The organism is Psychrobacter sp. S4(2024), from assembly GCF_036861305.1.
GTDB lineage: Bacteria > Pseudomonadota > Gammaproteobacteria > Pseudomonadales > Moraxellaceae > Psychrobacter > Psychrobacter cryohalolentis.
The window spans coordinates 138,621-157,444 of record NZ_JAZAQR010000003.1 but is presented as its reverse complement, the minus strand read 5'-3'; the positions used below and the strand labels follow the sequence as shown (position 1 = coordinate 157,444).

Annotated in this window: 14 protein-coding genes; all 14 read right to left on the bottom strand. The window is 44.2% G+C overall.

Annotated elements, in window-relative coordinates; all coding sequences use genetic code 11:
• On the bottom strand, positions 1-1,026 hold the full coding sequence (locus tag VLA57_RS08605) for an ornithine cyclodeaminase family protein (protein WP_333954806.1): 1,026 nt from the start codon (positions 1,024-1,026) through the stop codon (positions 1-3).
• A gap of 58 nt (positions 1,027-1,084) precedes the next feature.
• Positions 1,085-2,491 (bottom strand): FAD-binding oxidoreductase, encoded by a 1,407-nt coding sequence (locus VLA57_RS08600; protein WP_333954890.1) that lies wholly within the window; start codon positions 2,489-2,491, stop codon positions 1,085-1,087.
• 181 nt (positions 2,492-2,672) lie between these two features.
• A complete protein-coding gene (amaA, locus tag VLA57_RS08595; RefSeq protein ID WP_133105395.1) occupies positions 2,673-3,959 on the bottom strand; it encodes an L-pipecolate oxidase in 1,287 nt (428 codons plus the stop codon).
• Between the two features lie 17 nt (positions 3,960-3,976).
• Positions 3,977-5,446: a Na+/H+ antiporter NhaC gene (gene nhaC / locus VLA57_RS08590; RefSeq protein ID WP_133105394.1), complete on the bottom strand. Its 1,470-nt coding sequence runs from the start codon at positions 5,444-5,446 to the stop codon at positions 3,977-3,979.
• A 423-nt stretch (positions 5,447-5,869) separates the two neighbouring features.
• Positions 5,870-7,360: an L-piperidine-6-carboxylate dehydrogenase gene (gene amaB, locus VLA57_RS08585; protein ID WP_133105393.1), complete on the bottom strand. Its 1,491-nt coding sequence runs from the start codon at positions 7,358-7,360 to the stop codon at positions 5,870-5,872.
• 255 nt (positions 7,361-7,615) lie between these two features.
• Complete coding sequence (gene hglS / locus VLA57_RS08580) at positions 7,616-9,013, bottom strand: 2-oxoadipate dioxygenase/decarboxylase HglS (protein WP_133105411.1); 1,398 nt, start codon at positions 9,011-9,013, stop codon at positions 7,616-7,618.
• Positions 9,014-9,145: 132 nt separating this feature from the next.
• The gene (locus tag VLA57_RS08575) at positions 9,146-10,417 is read right to left on the bottom strand and encodes a 2-aminoadipate transaminase (RefSeq protein ID WP_133105392.1); all 1,272 of its coding nucleotides are present in this window, start codon (positions 10,415-10,417) and stop codon (positions 9,146-9,148) included.
• Between the two features lie 163 nt (positions 10,418-10,580).
• A complete protein-coding gene (locus VLA57_RS08570) occupies positions 10,581-11,558 on the bottom strand; it encodes a LysR substrate-binding domain-containing protein (RefSeq protein ID WP_133105391.1) in 978 nt (325 codons plus the stop codon).
• 130 nt (positions 11,559-11,688) lie between these two features.
• Positions 11,689-12,402: a DarT1-associated NADAR antitoxin family protein gene (locus tag VLA57_RS08565; protein WP_133105390.1), complete on the bottom strand. Its 714-nt coding sequence runs from the start codon at positions 12,400-12,402 to the stop codon at positions 11,689-11,691.
• A gap of 389 nt (positions 12,403-12,791) precedes the next feature.
• On the bottom strand, positions 12,792-14,000 hold the full coding sequence (chrA, locus tag VLA57_RS08560; protein WP_133105389.1) for a chromate efflux transporter: 1,209 nt from the start codon (positions 13,998-14,000) through the stop codon (positions 12,792-12,794).
• Between the two features lie 95 nt (positions 14,001-14,095).
• Positions 14,096-14,794, bottom strand: a complete 699-nt coding sequence (locus VLA57_RS08555; RefSeq protein WP_133105388.1) for a hypothetical protein — start codon at positions 14,792-14,794, stop codon at positions 14,096-14,098.
• Positions 14,795-15,036: 242 nt separating this feature from the next.
• Positions 15,037-16,356 (bottom strand): short-chain fatty acid transporter, encoded by a 1,320-nt coding sequence (locus tag VLA57_RS08550; RefSeq protein ID WP_133105387.1) that lies wholly within the window; start codon positions 16,354-16,356, stop codon positions 15,037-15,039.
• Between the two features lie 285 nt (positions 16,357-16,641).
• Complete coding sequence (locus tag VLA57_RS08545) at positions 16,642-17,907, bottom strand: RidA family protein (protein ID WP_133105386.1); 1,266 nt, start codon at positions 17,905-17,907, stop codon at positions 16,642-16,644.
• A gap of 175 nt (positions 17,908-18,082) precedes the next feature.
• On the bottom strand, positions 18,083-18,667 hold the full coding sequence (locus VLA57_RS08540; protein WP_133105385.1) for a HupE/UreJ family protein: 585 nt from the start codon (positions 18,665-18,667) through the stop codon (positions 18,083-18,085).
• Positions 18,668-18,824 lie beyond the last annotated feature (157 nt).

Genomic DNA, 18,824 nt, shown 5'->3' with positions numbered 1-18,824 from the left:
CTACCCCCAAGTAATAAGCTGACCCAGACCTTCGTCTTTAGCTTTTTGAGCAACTTTCAAAGCGACTGCCGCATCAAAACTGGCGGCCCCAACAGATTTGAACAGGGTGATGCCTTTTTTATCTTGATCGATAGTAATATTTTTTGTGACCAAGTCAGCTAAATCGCCACTTAAATCCTCCCAAGTCCAACCACAACCCTCAGCAGCATCCGCCTGAATCAAATCACCCGCTTCATGACGTCCGCCTGCGATATCATCGATGAAAACGTGTGAGCAGGCTTCAATGACGGAATCACTGACTTCTTTCATCTCAGATTGATAAGCACCTACCGCATTAATATGTACATCGGCTTTAATTTGGTTTATCTCAAACAAGCCTTCGGTTGCACGTGTCGCCAAGTTAATCACATCGGCATCTTTTACAGCGCTCGCGATATCTTCGCAGACTTCGATGGTGACCGACCATTCTGGATACTGTTCAGAAAACTGTGTTTTAAAGGTATTTGCACCCTTAGCAGCTCGATTCCATAGCGTTACCTTTTTGATATTTGGACATACAGTGAGCACAGCATTCAGCTGCTCATATGCCATCCCGCCACAGCCGATGACTGACACTTGCTGGCTATCTAGCTTTGCTAGATACTTGCTCGCGATACCTGATAGCGCTGCCGTACGTACTTGAGTGACATAAACACCATCCATAAAGGCAAGGATTTCACCCGTATCATTGTTTGAGACACTCACCACAGCGGTAGTCGTCGGTAGATTTCGCTTTGGATTATCTGGACAAATGGTGACCAGTTTAACGATAGCAAATTCTTCATGACCGTCGAACAATACTGAAGGCATCGATAGATGTGACCCACTGTTTTTATCACTGGCAGTGAAAGTCGGAATGACCAAGCGCTCAGGGCACTTAATCCACTCTGGATGCTGCGCTTGTAGGGTCAACAGCTGCTCGATTGAGTCGATAGCCATGGTCATTGTCAATTGACTCTTTACCGTTTTGCTGTCTAAAATATGCATGAGAGTTCCTTATAGTTTTTATTAAAAATAAATCCTAATTGATTACGATACCACTCAACTAGAGATCAAAAATCTTGCCGCGATTCATAATACCATTGGGATCGAGCACTTTCTTAATCTCACGCAGATAATCAATCTCGGTTTCGCTACGGCTGTAGCGTAGATAAGGCTTTTTAGTCATACCCACGCCATGTTCTGCTGAGATCGAACCGCCATACTTCTGCACTACCTCAAAGATAGAGTCATTCACCGTTTGGCATTGCCCAAAGAATTCATCTTTCGATAAATTCTCGGGCTTTAAAATATTGAGATGCAAGTTGCCATCGCCGATATGTCCAAACCAGCAAATCTCAAAATCTGGATATTTGGTGTTTACGATCGTTTCTATATCATGGATAAAGTTTGGCACATGGCTGATGAGTACTGATATGTCATTTTTATACGGCGTGAATACTGAAATCGTCTCAGAGATATACTCGCGCAGCTTCCACAAATCCATCGCCTGAGCCATACTCTGACTCATCACCCCATCGATTATCCAACCATTATCCATACAGTATTCAAAGATAGCCATCGCCTTATCCATAATCGGCTCATACGGCGCTTCGAATTCTAATAAAACGTAGTATTTCGTTCGAGCGTCAAACGGCTCTTGCACATGCCCAGTCGCCATTAATTTATCAATCGCCACCTCATCAAAGAACTCAAACGCAGTCAAATCAATTTGTGCTTGAAAAGCCGCTAACACCTGCATCACATGGTCAAATTCATCCATGCCGAGCACCATCACGGTCAAATCTTGGGGTGGACGGTCGAGCTTCATTTGTGCCTCGGTGACGATACCTAATGTGCCTTCAGCGCCAATAAATAATTGCCGTAAATCATAACCAGTAGCGTTTTTAATCATGCCGCGGTTTAGTTTTAGGATATCGCCTTTGCCCGTCACGACGGTGAGACCCATTACCCATTGACGTGTCATGCCATAGCGAATCACCTTAATCCCGCCAGCATTGGTACCAATATTACCACCCATCTGACTCGAACCTGCTGAGGCAAAATCAACCGGATAATACAAACCTTGCGCTTCGGCAAACTGCTGTAGATGCTCAGTAATCACACCGGCCTCCACCTCTACCAAACGATCAGCCGGATAGAACTGACCAATTTTATTCATCTTATCTAGGCTGACAACTATCTCGCCATTGCTAGCGACTGCACCTGCGGATAGTCCAGTACGACCACCACTCGGTGTGATGACAATATTGTGCTCATTTGCCAATTTTACTAGGGCTTGGACTTGCTCAGTAGATTTCGGAAATACGATCGCAGAGGGTGCTGGCGCAAAATGTTTGGTCCAGTCTTTACCCCAATGCTCTAAGCTCACGGCATCTGTCTTAATCTGCGATATATCATAACCATGCTGTTCTTGCAATATAGACAATAGTTGCTGAGTTAATGCTAGCACGGTTGAAGCATGCTCAGATTCTGTATGCGCAGCTTCTATATGTGCAGCTTCTAAAGTAGGCAGTGCTGAAAAATCAGTCACAATATACACTCCAAATAAATAAAAGCAGTGTGCCGTTCACTTAATCTCTCCGCCAAATCAGCGGCGGCAATAAATAAACACAACGCCCTGCGTCAAAAAACTAGGCTATGATTTTGAGACATTGACCCATATGATACAAAGTCAGCCCCATCTCCGTATAGCCTGAACGCAAGCCAGACATACTTACCTTAGCCTCTTTAATCATCTTAAAGGGTAATGGCAAGACGTCGCGGTCACCTGAGATAATATAATCGGCAAAGCATTTACCAATCATAGTACCTGTAGTAATCCCACGCCCATTGTATGCAGTCGCGGCAAGGATACCGTCTTCTGGCTCAAAGATACGCATGATATGGTCTTGCGTAAAGCCAAAGTGACCGTACCACTCATACTGCCACTTAAATTTAGGCAGATCTGGGAAATAGCTCTTTTGTACGATATTCGCCCAGTTTTGATAGAAGGTTTTGGACTTCATGGCTTTGCCACCGACCGTGCCAAGGAGCAGACGACCCTCGTTATCACGGCGAATACTGGACAATGCCAATCGCGTATCCCAAGCGCCTGTTTTATAAGGCAATATTCGATCTGCCACTTCACCGGTCAATGGCTCAGAGGCAATCTGATAGTAATCGACCAAATAGAACGTCTTTTTAATATCTGTCCATTCGCCTTCAGTATAAGCATTGGTCGCGATAATAACTTTTTCAGCTTTCACCGCCGCATCAGCCGTGCGCACATACCAATTACCATCAGATTTCTCAACTGAGGTTACTGCCGAGTGCTCATATATACGTACGCCCAGTTTAGTCGCGGCTGCCGCTAAGCCATTGACGTATGCGGATGGGTTAATAGTGCCCGCACGATGATCGAGCAAGGCTTTATTGATACTGGTTGTACCACAATATTCATGGCAGCGCGCACCGGTTAATACCTCTGCATGAACACCACGACGTATCAACTGATCGTAGCGGATATCTACATCGGCTTCACCCTTGGCATTGTGTGCCATATGGATATTGCCCGTACGCGTATCCTTTGCCTCAATATGATGGCGATCGATGATGTCAAACACGAGACTTGGCGCATGACCGAGCGCAGTTCCTAAACGTTCACCAACCTCTTCTCCCATGATTTTATTGAGGTCATCAGGACGGGCCCAAGTACCTGCATTCACAAAACCCACATTGCGTCCTGAACCGCCGCTACCGATAACCTTACTCTCTAGTAACACCACCGCCACTCCTTGCTCTGCCAGATGAATCGCAGCAGACAGTCCAGTATAACCACCGCCGATGATACAAACTCGTGTTTGCGTTTCGCTTGTTAGAGTATCGTAGTGGTGAGTTTTGGGCGCAGTGACGCTCCACAAACATTGCTCTTGCAACATCTCAAGTTCCTTCTAAATTATACGTTTTCTACGGTAGAGAGCGTGCTTGTGTTATCGATGACAGTCGGTTCTTCACGAGGAATAAATTTATTTAAGACGACCCATAGCAAGCCAAACAATGGTGATAACCAACAGGCAAAGGCGAATGGCGCGTAAGTTAAGGTCGCAATACCTAGGGTTGCCGCGACAAAGCTACCGCCCATGTTCCAAGGAATGAGTGGCGATAACAGCGTACCCGTATCTTCGATAGAGCGAGTAAGCGTCGTGCGCTTGTAACCCATCTCTTTATACTTATCTTTGAGCAGACGACCCGGTAAGACTAGCGTGGTATAGACATCACCGATAAGCGTACCAACACCGATGGTACTGGCATAAGTCGTAATCACTAAACCAAATCTCGACTTCACCATGTTGTTGATTTTGGCCATGATGGCTTTTAATGTACCGTAATGCTCAATTGAACCGACAAAAGCTAGTGCAAAGATAGTTAAGGTCACGACCCAAGTCATGGACATCACGCCGCCTTTAGACAACAGCTGATCGACCACAGCAAAGCCAGTCTCACTTTTAAAACCGTTTTGTAGGACGTTAAAGATGTCATGGACACCGACACCTTGCATAAAGAATGCGACAAGACCTGCGACTACCACACCTGACAATACCGTTGGAATGGCTGGCATTTTCATAACAGCTGCAATGACGACGACAACAGCAGGTAATAAAGTAATAATGCTCAGGTTATAGTTCGCTGCTAATGAGGTTTGTATTTCTTTGATTGAGGTGAGATCGACATTGTCTGCGCCGTAGCTCATACCAATCCAAGCATAGAGAATCAGAGCTGTAACCATGGCAGGTACAGTCGTCGGCAACATGCCACGGATATGTTCCCAAAGATCCACGCCGGCAGCAGCTGGTGTTAAGTTCGTGGTGTCAGACAACGGAGACATTTTGTCGCCAAAGAAAGCACCGGAGACGATAGCACCACCTGTGAGCGAAGGAGGAATACCTAATCCCAGACCGATACCCATCATAGCTAAACCGACTGTACCAACCGTGCCCCACGAGGTACCCGTTGCTACTGAAATAATGGCACAAATAAGACAAACAGAGACTAGGAATGAGGAGGGAGAAAAAACGCTAAAGCCGTAGTATAAAATAGTGGGTACAGTGCCGGCGATAATCCAAGCACCGATGAGCATCCCTACACCCATCAAGATAATCATGGCAGGCAGACCGATTTTCACAACCTTTAAAAAACGCTCTTCCATACCGTCCCAGCTGCGCCCACGCAACTTCATGAACAGACCGGTGATCAAGATGCCACATGCTAGCGGAATATGCGGAGTAAAATCTTTAAAGACAAAAAATTGCACCATTAGAATAATGGCAGTCAATATCAGTGGGGCAATATCTAGCAGGAAGCTAGAAGAAGGATCATAACCTTCGATATCAGGGTCATGCGGTTTGTGAGGTTTATCTGCAATCATAATATATCTACCTATCCTAGTAGTTAAAACCAAATCCATTGGTATATAGTTATCGTACGATGTTGCTCATTGGTCAGATGCAAACCAATCTAGTGACCTAAGTCACTTCTCTAAATGCATTTATATTAAATAATCAATTAAAACAATAACTTAATAGTCATGTTAAAGAATAAAGTATTGCCATCAATCAAAATAGATATTTGAAAGATATTCATTAATTACTAAAGGGATTAAAAAAATAAAGCGTTAAATAGTAATCTTAATCAAACGGTAATCCGCTATTTTTGCGGCTTATTGACGGTTTAAAAATAGATTCAAAGCAGAATTTAAAAGGATACAAGTAATGCTAAGGGCAGTTAAGCGCACATAACGCGCGCTTAACTGGATAAAAACACACTTTTACATTAGAAAATATGGCTTGCATTAACCGAAATTAATACCTTGTGCTAGTGGTAGCTCAGTTGAGTAGTTGACCGTATTGGTCTGACGACGCATGTAGTTTTTCCACGCATCAGAGCCTGACTCACGACCACCACCGGTTTCTTTTTCGCCGCCGAATGCACCACCAATCTCAGCACCACTGGTACCGATATTGACGTTGGCAATACCACAGTCACTGCCGCGGGCACTTAAGAACAGCTCAGCTTCACGCAAGTCATTGGTAAAGACGCAAGAAGATAAACCTTGTGGTACGTCATTTTGCAGCTCTAAAGCTTCGTCGAAGTCTGTATAGGTCATGACATATAAAATAGGCGCAAAGGTCTCATGACGGACGACGTCATTTTGCGCATCCATTTCAACGATGGCTGGCGTCACGTAGTAAGCGTTTGGATACTTATCTTGTAAGACGCGCTCACCACCAGTGACTGTACCGCCGGCTGCACGGGCTTTGGTCAAGGCGTCTTGCATGTTATTGAAGCTATCTTCGTCGATAAGTGGACCGACCAAGTTGCCTTCTAGTGGATGACCAATGCTCACTGTTGAATAAGCGGATTTTACGCGTGGTAAGATGTCGTCTTTTACAGATTCGTGGACGAACAGACGGCGTAGCGTAGTGCAGCGCTGACCTGCCGTACCAACAGCTGAGAACAGAATGCCACGTAAAGCTAGGTCTAAATCAGCACTTGGCGTTAGGATCATGGCGTTGTTACCACCAAGCTCAAGTAGAGACTTACCGAAACGTTCAGCGACTTTTGGCCCTACGATTCTGCCCATACGTGTGCTGCCCGTCGCACTGACGAGAGCCACATCTTTATGCTCAACCAACGCATTACCAACATCGGCTTCACCCAATAAGAGCTGAGATAGATTGGCAGGCGCATCGCCAAATTTGGCTAGGGCTTTCTCAAACAGCGCTTGGCAAGCGATGGCAGTTAAAGGGGTTTTTTCTGAAGGTTTCCAGATCACAGGATTACCACAGACCAAGGCTAGCGCCGTGTTCCATGACCAAACAGCAACGGGAAAGTTAAAAGCTGAGATGACCGCGATGACGCCTAATGGCTGCCAAGTTTCGCGCATGTGGTGACCAGGACGCTCTGAGGCGATAGTCAAACCATAAAGCTGACGAGACAGACCTACTGCAAAGTCGCAGATATCGATCATCTCTTGGACTTCGCCTAGACCTTCTTCTTTGATTTTACCGGCTTCTAGAGAAACTAGCGCGCCTAGATCTTCTTTGTGCTCACGGAGCACTTCGCCTAAAATACGGACCAATTCGCCACGCTTAGGAGCAGGCACTGTACGCCATTCTTTGAAGGCTTTTTTAGCATCTTGTATTTGTGTGTCGACATCGCTCACTTGATGCAAAGCGACCTTACCGATGACCTCACCATCGATAGGGCTATGAACTGCGAAATCGCCTGCTTGGTACTGGCTTTCGTCGACGCCCATGGCTGACATGTATTGCTTAATCATACTGACTCCTTTGTATAGTATTTCGTTACGTCCGTGCAGATCTATAAACTACCCTGCCGTCGCTCAAGTTGCAAAATAATAAATTTCTTGCTGTCATTCATTTTTGGAATGGCATTCTAAACTTAGTGGATAAAGTCTTAATGAATCAATATATTGACTGATATCCTTTTCACTGTATTAAAGCGGATTAATACTCACTGGCCTAAAACAATTTTTTAACTGCGCCACTGTTTTGTCTTTTAACCATAAGTTGCTTTAAGCCACTTGTCGTAATGAGGCCAAACACGCTTGTAGACTCTCGTTCTGCCGCTGCGCATATAATGCCAATTCATCTTGCACACGCATGCCTAAGGCTTGCTCGAATTCTTGCTTATTGGACTGACCGTCATAGCTGTTCTCGCTATCACTATGAAGATTGGACTGGAAGATACCGGCTGCACTCACAGGCAAAAAGTCTTCATAAACAATCGGCTCAATAAGAATAATATCTTGCTCAATCAGGCTTTGCAGGTCGGAAGTAGAGAGCTCGTTCGACGATGAATCCACGAACTGATTTGCAAAAGCTTCCTTGTCAGCTACCTGATAGAGGAAATAAGCGAGCTGGTCACGATGCAGTGTCTTATAATCGTCTGGAAAAGCGGCAAAAGATTCGCTTAATAATCGATAATATTGCTCAGCATTGTCTTCATTTGGGGTTGTACCCAATTTTTCACGAGCTTCGGTTAGCAATTGGTCGTAAAGGACACGGCCTTTTGGGGTCAGGGCTACACCGCGCTGCTCAATCTCACCAAAGCGAGCGGTATGCTGACCGGATTCATACTGACCGTCAGCACCTTTAAAACTCACTGGCTCTACTAATGCCTTAAAGCTGGTCTGGCGCAAAAGAATAGGACAGTGACGGCGTGGCGGTCCCTCAATGATCGCTTTTGGCGTAATCCCACGGCTCTTCATACCTTGTTGGACGGCATCAATATCTAGCGTCCTTGGGGTCAAATGATTGATATGTGGTCCTTTAAACCCAACCACATCGGCAATCAGTTGATGCTGACCTACCAACTGCTCATATACGTCTTTCGAGATAGGCGACTGCTCATGCCAGCGGAAAGTTTCTAACGCTTCTTGGACAAATTGCTCACCCTGCTCATTCGTTAGACCGCCCTCGTTTTCATAAATTTTAATCAGTTTGATTGCGTCATCGGTAAAAATACAGCGTGCATCCAATGCCGCTTGGGCTTGTTGCTTGAGCGTCGCATCGCCAATCAAATCTAAACGCAATAATGAGGTAAATACGCGAAACGGGCTATTATTGAGCGATGCCGTATCAATCGCGCGAAACGCTGTAGAATGCACTGGCACGCCAGCAGGCGCTAGGTCATAGTAACCGACCGGATGCATGCCCATAACTGCAAACAAACGACGCATCATCATAAGCTCTGTCGCCGTACCCAATCGAATCGCTCCATGGCGCTCCATGCTGAGTCTATCGATTTCATCGGTATTCTTAAGCTGTTCAGCAATCTCAGGTTGCTTGTCCAATACATCCTTATTAACTTCAGCGACCAGATTCATAAGATCAGTATATAGCGGCACTTCTTTTTGATACATCTTTGACATAGCGAGCGAAAAACGATGACGGATATCATCACTGCTCATGTCTTGTTGGTTTGAGCTTAGATGATCTGAACTCACGGTTATTCTCCTTAAACTGGTTATGATGACAGATGAATAATAGTTAAAAATGATGGCTGCTTTATGTAGCCAAATAGAAGCTACAAGCAAAAATACTCATTGAATCGGCAGCTCGTTTGGGATGGATGCTAGGATGACTTTTATGATATCGAGGCCTTCTTGTAGGGTTTCAGGCTCAATCGTTAATGGCGGTAATAAGCGAATAATATGGCGGTATTTACCACTAGGCATCAATAACAATCCTTGCTTGCGAGCTTCCACTAAAATATAGGCCATCACGCTTGAGTGCGTACCATGAGATGGATGACGCAGTTCAATACCGCGCATAGCGCCGATACCCGTTAAACCATACAACCAAGGCGTTAGACCCTCTTGTTGCCACTGTTCAATAGTGGTTTCAATGGTTTGCTGATAGTGTTTTGCTGAGTCCCATACGGCATCTTCTGCCATGATATCCAGCGTGGCATTGGCAGCAGCACATGCCACTGGGTTACCAGAATAAGTACCGCCCAAGCTGCCCTTTGGTAGATCATTCATCACACTAGCTTTGCCAATGACTGCCCCTAATGGTAAACCTCCGGCGATACTTTTACCCAGCAATACCATATCGGGCTCGATACCTAGATGACTAAAGGCAAATGGTGTACCCGTACGCCCAAAGCCTGACTGAATCTCATCCATAATGAGTAAGATGGCATTATCATCACAGAACTTACGTAGGTATTGAGCAAATTTTGGTGACATTAATTGAAAACCGCCCTCGCCTTGCACCGGTTCTGCGATGATAGCGCCGATATTACCAATATCCGTTTCGACTTCGAACAGGCGCAGCAAAGCGTCAATGGCTTGCTGGTCACTGATGTTATTGTCAGGGCTTGGGAATGGGATATGATAGACACTGCCGGCAAGAGGGCCAAGACCACGTTTATACGGGGCCACTTTACCATTAAGGTTGACAGCTGCGAGGGTACGGCCATGAAAGCCCCCATCAAAAGCGATCACACCGACACGACCGGTCTTCATACGGGCAATTTTGATCGCATTTTCGGTCGCTTCGGCGCCGCAATTGGTTAACATGCCTGCAAGCTCGCCTGCAATGGGAACTAAATCGCAAAGTCTTGGCATAAGCCTTTGGTAAGGCAGGTGACCTGCCGCATTGTAGGCGTAGTGAATGAGGCTTTGTGATTGAGCGATGATAGCGTCAACGATATGTGGGTGGCAATGACCAAAATTTAATACGCCGATACCACCGACGAAATCAATATAGTGCTTGCCATTCGTATCCCAAACGTGCGCATTTTTGCCTTTGCTCAGGGTTACTGGATGCACCATGGTGAATGCATCGGTAACGTTATACAACGAATCCATGAACGTCTCTCATCTTCCTTGAGTTAGACGCTTATTTCAACAAAAACCTAGGATTTGGGCAAACGAATAATAGTTGGGCGGGCATTCCTTTTTGTCATCGTGGCTGATTGGAACGGTTATTTTTTTCACCACTGGCTTTTAGCAGTTAATCATCTTACTGTCGTTATCCGTGGCTGACACTCGTACAAGTGATGCCAAGCAAACTGGCTAATTCTACTTGACTCTGACTGGACGTCTCTAAGTAGCGTGCAATCCACTCTTGCATCACTTTGGTCTTGTGCGAGTTGCCAAGCGATAAAGGATAAGACATATAGTAAGCCCCTCTCCCCTTGGCTGCATAACGCCAAGCCATAACCAACTGACCTGATTGCAGCTCAGGAGCCACCAAACGTAACGGCACCAAGGCAACGCCATAACCGGTTAATGCTGCCGAAATACAGGCATGAAACGTATCAAAGCGTGGACCTACAAACGTACCGTCTAAGTTAATCTGCTGCTGCTTAAAGTACTCGTACCATGCGCTAGGACGTGAGCTCAGCTGTAGCAGCACATAGCTGTCCGACTGCTGCGGTTGCAAGTCTTTACCTTGCAAATAATCAGGCCGACAAACCGCCACACAGTACTCATCAAACAATTTAACATTTTTCATGCCCGACCACGTCCCTTCACCGTATAAGAACGCAATATCGATATCATGCTCTTCGGAGAAAAATGGGCCCACCTGCTCTTTAATATCCAGCCTAATTAAAGGATTTTCCTGACTAAAGCCGTGAAGCGCAGGAATCAGCCAACGTGCACAAAAGGTGGGATGCGAGACCATTTTTAGCACTTCCAAATTACTGCTATGCGACATCAAATTGGTCGTCGCAGTCTCGATATGCTTAAGAATACTTAGTACATCGATATAATAAGCTTTGCCGGCAGGCGTTAACGAAATACGCTGCGAGGTACGATAAAACAAAGAGATATTCAGCATCTCTTCTAACTGCGCCACTTGCTTACTTATCGCACTTTGCGTCATATGCAGCTCTAAGGCAGCATTAGTAAAACTTAGGTGACGAGCCGCTGTCTCGAAGCATTGCAGAGCAGTCGTCGAAGGGTATCTTCTAAACGCAAGTGAAGGATTGGTATCAGTTTTCATAGTCTGTTTTTATTTTCTTCCATGATAATAGGTGTGACACTTGCTCAAATAATAACGGATTCTCAGGCAGCAATTAAACCTACAACTATCTTGTCAAAACTGTAGCAGCGAGCTAAGGCAGGTGAAGCGATCAGATCCAACCTGCTTCCAAAAGCTGCTCGGTATTACTTACTTTAAAGTCATGATATAAGTTAAAAAATACTGCTGGGTCTTCAACATTATCGAGCAACTCTCTTTTATGAAGCGCTACAAACATAGCCAGCGCATAAGCTGCAGAGTGGATAGATTTTTTTGGATTAAACTCCATATCAGTAAAGGCTTGATATTGCATCACCTCTTCATGCAGCTGAGGGTTTTGCTTTAGCGCATTCACATACAACCAATCATAGAACGTCGTTAATGGCTCTACGCTCCACTCCATACCGAAATAATTATAGCCAATGAGTTCACCCGAGGTGATTAATCGCTCGTCCTTTTTGGCTTGTCTTGGCGGTGCACTTAGCAAGTCAATATAGGGGCCACCGTACTCAAAAACACCACTGCTTTGAAAGGCGTTTTCAACACTATACTGTTGACCATCATGCTCATTCTTTAGCTTTAGGCTCAATGGGCTTAGTAAAAAACTCAGCTTATTGCCAGATTTACTCGATAGTTCTAAGACGTGATTAAACCCATACTTTTTGCGAATAACTTGATGCATATCGTTGATAGATTTTTTCTTTTGCCGACTCGCAAATCCCACATGACGCTCAAACCTAACCATATCCGTTTTTACCAGATTGTCACTGTTGACTCTAGGCATGAATACGGGTCTTTTTTCTACCGCGTTTTGTGCTTGTTCCATAATGATGTACCTTATAACAATGTTCTTTTATAAATGGTCTTTTATAACTGATTAAGTGCGTCTGCCCAGTCCGAAATATATCGAATCCAATCAGCGCTCGCGGGGCAGTTTATCTTATTATGGGTCATTTATCCTGCTCTATTTTAGCGTTATCAATAACCTTGAGCTATGCTGCATAAACGGTAAAGATAAATTTCATGAATTTCGGCTTTACCGTTTGATATGGATGTTGAGACGTAACTTGATGTGGTGACTCTTGAGAGAGTTAAACCTTCCAAAATCAGAAAAAACTGCTTAATAATAAGCAATTTTTAAAATTAGAAATTTCTGAATGTATTTGCTCGATATACAAATAGTTGTCTGTCATTAGTACCACCTCAATTGCCATCTTATAGTGTTAATAACCATCCAGCAGCTCCGCAGCCAATCACTACCAGCCAAGCAGGGAATTTCCAGAACATCAAAGCAATGAGAGCAACCAATGCCAAACCAAAATCTTTTGCTTCAACAATAGCGCTTGTCCATACAGGCTGATAAAGCGCTGCCAATAACAAACCAACGACCGCTGCATTAATACCAGATAGTGCGGCTCTTGTGCGCAGATTTTGGCGTAGACTCTCCCAAAATGGCAGTGCGCCCATAACCAATAAAAATGACGGCGCAAAGATTGCTATCAAGCAAATCATCCCTCCTAGCCAGCCACTAGGAGCTTGATTCATCGAGCTACCTAGAAATGTTGCAAAGGTAAATAAAGGTCCTGGCACTGCTTGCGTAGCTCCGTAACCTGCTAAGAAAGTATCGTTACTTATCCAGCCTGCGGGAACAATCTCAGCCTGTAATAATGGCAATACTACGTGTCCGCCACCAAATACAAGTGATCCTGCACGAAAAAAGGTATCTACCATAGATAGGGTTTGGCTTGGATATAATGCAGTTAGCAGTGGCAAACCAATGAGCAATGAAAAAAACAAGAACAACCAAACAAGCCCAGTCCGACGTCTTACAGTAATAGGCAAAGGGTCATGAGCAATCACTTTTTCAGGTTTGAACCATAGCAGCCCAATAATGGCGGCAATCGCAATAACGCTTACTTGAGCTAATGCAGAAGGCACCAAAAGTACAAAACAAGCAGCCAGCGCCATGATAGAGATTCGCGCAACATCGGTACAGAGATTTTTCCCCATACCCCATACCGCTTGCGCAACCACAGCCACTGCCGCGACCTTTAAACCATGCAATACACCAAGTGGAACAATATCCCCATAACTGCTAATACCTATGGCAAACAACATAAGCACTATGGCAGAGGGTAAGGTAAAACCAGTCCAAGCAGCCAGCGCGCCAGTATATCCTGCTCGAGATAACCCGATAGCAATGCCAACTTGGCTGCTGGCAGGTCCTGGTAAAAACTGACAAAGCGCGATTAAATCGGCATAGCTGTTCTCAGTCAGCCACTTGCGGCGTATTACAAACTCATCACGGAAATAGCCCAAATGAGCGACAGGGCCACCAAATGAGGTCAATCCCAATCTAAGGAAGATAAGAAAAACAGCCCATGCTGATTTGCTTTCAATATTGGCGTTATTATGATGTACCACGTGTCACTCTCCTTGGCAGACCGTATAAAGAGAAAGTGTTATAACTTAAAGTCACATACAAAATTTGATTGGCTGTTTAGTATTATTTTTACTTACTACTCAGCATCATCTAATAATTTATTAAGGGTTTCTATCATTGCATCGTCTATGATGTGGTCTTCTACATAATCCACTATCTGATAAATGGTCGCCAAATCCATTGCGCGAATACCTAAGTCAGCTAACTGCGCATTGATAGTCCCTAAGCGCTCGTTGTCATCAGTACCGTCACTCGCGAACCAATACATCTGCTCTAGCAAGGTGTCTTGTTTGGTTAATGTTGAATAGCTATCGCCCTGAATAAATAAATTAAAATAATAAGGCATCTCTATATCATTAATAAAAAAGGTACGCTTACACTCTAGGGTATAGGCTTGTGCTTCTTCACTGTCGTTGCTGTCAACACCATCAATACCTGCATCATTTTGGTCGTCTTCGCCACGCTCAAGCTCTTCTTTTACCAAGCCTTCTAGGAGTTGGTAGCGCCCTGCTTTTATTTTGTGATTGTAAATAATACTCGCATCCGCGATTGCCTCGAAAATAATGGCGCTAACATCTAGAGTGTGATTATCAATATCATAGAAGCTTTTTAGCGCAGGTAAAAATTCGGTCAACTGCTCTTCAGGGACTGGTATGAGAAATTGCTGCTCGTATATCTTGATCATGTCTTCGGGCACGTAAGTATTGGCAGTATCAGTCTCGTTTCTACCGGTAGGCTGTAATGGTAAAAAATCATATGGGTTATCATTGGTCATTTGGGACGGCCTTTTATATATGTTAGATTTAATAAATGTCTGCTATCAAAAAAATGAGCGTCTCTAAGCGCATATATCACTCTTAATATACACTTAAAATTTATGCGGGTATTGTCGCTTATTTGGACAATTTTAGATAGACAGCTAGACATACCCCCTGAATTATTCTCATAAAAAAAGACCTTACCCATCAAATAGGCAAGGTCTAAACGCTAAGTCGTACCAAAAAAGTTAGGTTTTAATTATAAAAACAATAGCCCTAAACCAATCACAACACCACTAACAATCAGGACGATGACACAAAAACCCATGATATCTTTGGCTTTGAGTCCCGCAATTGCCAAGGCTGGCAATGCCCAAAACGGCTGAATCATATTTGTCCATGCGTCACCCCATGCAACTGCCATAGCAACCTTTGCAGGATCGCTGCCCAGCATCTCTGCCGCCTCTAACATAATGGGTGCTTGCACTGCCCACTGTCCGCCACCTGAAGGGACAAAGAAGTTAACAAGTCCTGCGCTTAAGAAGGCGAAAAGTGGTAATGTCTCAGCTGACGAAATATTGACGAATGCTTCTGACATCACGCCTGCCAAGCCTGACGCTGTCATCATACCCATGATTCCTGCATAAAACGGAAACTGGACAATAATAGCACCGGCGCCTTTGACCGCTTCTTGAACGGCAATCAAATACTTACGAGGCGTTCCGTGAAAGATAATCCCAAGGAACAAAAACATAAAGTTGACCAAATCAAGCGTCAAGGCAAAGCCATTTTGTACAAAATAATAGACGATAAAAGCAATACCTAATGCGCCAATGATCATGGATAAAATCCAGCTATTTTCCAAACGCTCTGCTGGTGCCATGTCCGATTTTTCTGGCAGCACTTCATCAATTGGTTCAACCAGAAGTCTCGGATCTACCGTCACCGTATCTTCTTTTTTCGGCATCATCAAACGGTTGAGTAAAGGAACGATGACAATCAATGCCACAACGATTATTAAGTTATAGCTGGCAAAAATGGTTGCACTGGTCGGAATAATACCAATCTTATCAGCGAAAGGATGACCTGCTGTCGCAATGGATAACGGAATGGAGCCCGAAAACCCAGCATGCCAAATAATAAAACCAGAATAAGCACTGGCAATCAATAAACGGTAATCGACATTCTCTACACGCTTTGCCAATTCTTTGGCGAATAATGCCCCAATCACCAACCCAAATCCCCAGTTGATCCAGCTTGCTGCAAGGGATACTAAAGTTACCAAGATAATGGCACTGCCCGGCGATTTTGCTAAACTTGCAAGCTTTCCTAAACCTTTTTTAAATATCGGACTGCTTGCCAATACAAAACCTGTGACTAATACCAACACCATCTGCATTGAGAATGCGAGTAATGCCCAAAACCCTTCACCCCAAAACGCCACCATTTGTAACGGTGAAGAGTCAGTTAATCCTAAACCCAGTACAAAAATAACCACTGTTAAGATAATAACGAACAAAAATGGATCCGGTAAATACTTCTCCATCAAGCTATTCGAAAAACGGGTAATCCCTTTCATTTTATAATTCCTTTTTTTAGATATACATTCCCTGAATGCTACTGCTAGCTAACTATAGTCCATTCAATTTCGAAACGCTACAGGGCTAACATGAATGACTTTTTTAATTTAGACCTTACGCTTCTTGTCTTCTTTTACCTATTTAGTTATATCTTTCACATATAAAAAGGCTTCCAAATAGTTGAAAGCCTTTTTTATTTTACTTAAGTGATGAATCATGGCTTGATTATGACGCTCTAGCAAACGTGCGTCAAACCAATTGTTATGGCAAAATCTGAATGACCACTATCTTACAGGTGGCGTACCTTCAGCATTAGAGAACACTGCATCGATTTGTATCAATGAATCCATAGGAATTGCTGAAACCCCAAACACTGTTCTGGCAGGCAGCTCACCGTCAAAGAACGTAGTATAAATATCATTGACCTTGTCAATATCGCTAATGTCCTTGAGTTGGATAGTTACTTTAACGATGTCATCCATTTTATGATCGATACTCTCGACAATGGCTTTGATATTATCTAAGCACTGCTGAGTCTGCGCCTTTATATCACCATTGATGAGCTTACCTGTATCAGGATTGATAGGCAATTGACCTGAAAGGTGATTATAGTGAGAAAAAGCAACCGTCTGCTTGCTTAACGAGTGCTTTGGCGCTTGCTCTGTATTATTGGCTTTAATTACAATGCCATGTCGATCTTCAACGGCTTGTGGCGGTGTGCCATCTCCATGTGATACCACGGCTTCAACTTGTACCAAAGCACCCATAAGTAGCCCTGAAACCATAGTCACTGTGCGCGCCGGTAGATAATTGACGGCTCTTGCAATAGCAGTATCTGGGAAAAAAGTACTATAGACGTCATCGACGGCTGCGATATCAGTAAGGTTGGTTAGACTAATATTTATTTTAACAATATCATCAATACCGACATCGATACTATTCAAAATCGACTTGATATTGGTTATGCATTGCGCCATCTGCTCTACTATGCCGCCTGCCACTAGTTGTCCTGAAGTAGGATCGATTGGTAATTGTGCTGAGACGTTATTGTAATGAGAAAAAGCAACGGTTTGGGTAGATAGAGAGTCGATTGGCACGTTATCGGCATTTTTTGCCACTTTTACTAGCTCGCAAGGTGCTTGTGGGTGAGTACCTTCGCCATTTGAAAGTAATGCATCCATTTGTACTAAGGCACCGTCCATAGGCAGCTCTGCAACCATCACTACGTTACGTGTCGGCAGATAGTTGTTAAAGAAAGTACGATAGACAGCATCTACTGCTTGCATATCTACAATATCTTTTAAAAATACAGTGATTTTAATCACATCATCCATGAGATGATCAGTACTTTCTACAATCGCCTTGATATTATCCAAGCACTGTTTAGCTTGTGCTCCGATATCAGCAGAGGCTAATGTGCCAGTCTTCGGATCAATTGGTAATTGCGCTGAGATATTGTTGTAATGAGAAAAAGCGACGCTCTGAGTTGATGTTGAGCTAATCGGCGCACGGTCAGTGTTTCTAGATAATTTTATGATGGTATCATTCATATCGTGATAATCCCTATTTGATATATTTATTAATGCAGCAGGCATCTAGCCCGCTGTCGTCGCTTTAAGATCTTTACTAGATACGAAAAGGAATATGAGAAACTAAAAAAACCGTAGGAAGTCCCTACGGCTTCTTAGCTTGATGCGAAACGAGATTTTTTTTGATTAATACATATTAGCCCGCAGCCAATACCCCACCAATAATAGCAACCACGCCGCCTAATGCACGGGTAATACGGTTATCGGCTTTGAGCATCATGGTACCTAGACCGCGACCGGAAAAAGTAATGGCTAAGGTTGCGACAACGAAGCCAGCCATATAAAGCAATAAGCTTGAACCTTGTGTCATTTCAGTACCATGAGCATAACCGTGGGCGACCATAAACAGCGCAACCAAGGTTCCACCAACAGCAGTCGGCAGTTTTGCTAACGTGGCGATTAGTACACCGACTAGCAATACTGACATGGCGATGCCGGTCTCTACCCCAGCCAAACTGACACCCGCCCAAGCAAGGCTCGCGCCTGCTATCATGCCGCCTACGACAAATAACGGCGTGCCACGTTTCATCGTGGTGTTTTGGCGGATACTCCAAAAACCAATCGCGCCCATGGCCAATAAATGGTCAAGGCCCATCATCGGATGCAGTAAGCCGCTAAGGAAACCATTGCTCACCTGCTCGCCATGGCCAGGGTGGGCCATCGCCAAAGTAGCTGTCATCATCAGCCCTACTGCCAGCAGCAATTTAGTCATTTTATTCATCTTTCTCTCCTATTTTTTTTGTTTTCTGTTGTCTGATTGATTGGTCTAGTTAATACTTTGAAGTACTGTCCGCCTACTTATAGTTGATCCACTTTTAAAAGAGTACAGAACTACTGGAGTTGATTATTCGCAGCCTCTGTCTGCGTAGCCACAGCAA